At 41.4% G+C, this 788-nt stretch carries 1 protein-coding gene; it reads right to left on the bottom strand.

The features are described 5' to 3' along the window. Positions 1 to 41 precede the first annotated feature (41 nt). The coding region (locus LQ50_RS24135) for a flagellin (RefSeq protein WP_034634307.1) at positions 42 to 788 on the bottom strand (747 nt) is incomplete at its 5' end.

Genomic DNA, 788 nt, shown 5'->3' with positions numbered 1-788 from the left:
GACCCTAGCATAGCTAGAGTCTTTCTAGAAAATTATTAAAATTATCCAAGTAATTGAAGGACTGCTTGTGGAGCTTGGTTAGCTTGCGCAAGCATTGATTGAGAAGCTTGAGAAAGAATGTTATTCTTTGTCATTTCCATTACTTCCTTCGCCATATCTACGTCACGGATACGAGATTCAGCTGCTGATAAGTTCTCACTTGAAGTATTCAGGTTATTAATTGTGTGATCCAAACGGTTTTGGAATGCACCAAGTTTAGAACGTTCTGCTGAAACTTGTTCGATTGCCTTTTGAATGTTCTCAATAGCAGCATCCGCTCCAGCTTGAGATAAAACCCCACCTGATGCTTCTGTTGCACTATCTACATCAGCTACTTTTAATGAGCCAATTGTAGTTCCACCTGTACCAGTACCTGTAGAAGCTGCAGTTACCTCTATTGACCATTCATCATTAGCAGCAGCAGTAATTCCTGAAATATCTAGTTCGATACCATCTACGGTTGCTGTTCCAGTACTCAAATCAATTGTTTGTGCACCGGTTCCATCACCCTTATCCAACGTGAAAGCTGTACCGTCAGTGGTAGCTAATGTCCATGTTCCTGTCTCTCCTGTGAAAGTGGACGGGTCTGTAATAGCAATGTTACCACTTGTTCCTGTCGTCTGAGATGATACTGCATCAGCAGTAGTTGCTGTTCCAGTATTAGTTCCTCCACCAAGTGTTGTACTATCCATTTGATTAATATCTACAGTTAGACTTTGAGCACTATTTGCTCCAATATGGATTACCGC

Source organism: Halalkalibacter okhensis, assembly GCF_000787375.1.
GTDB lineage: Bacteria > Bacillota > Bacilli > Bacillales > Bacillaceae_D > Halalkalibacter > Halalkalibacter okhensis.
The sequence above is the reverse complement of the archived record's forward strand: the minus strand, read 5'-3'. Positions and strand labels throughout refer to the sequence as shown.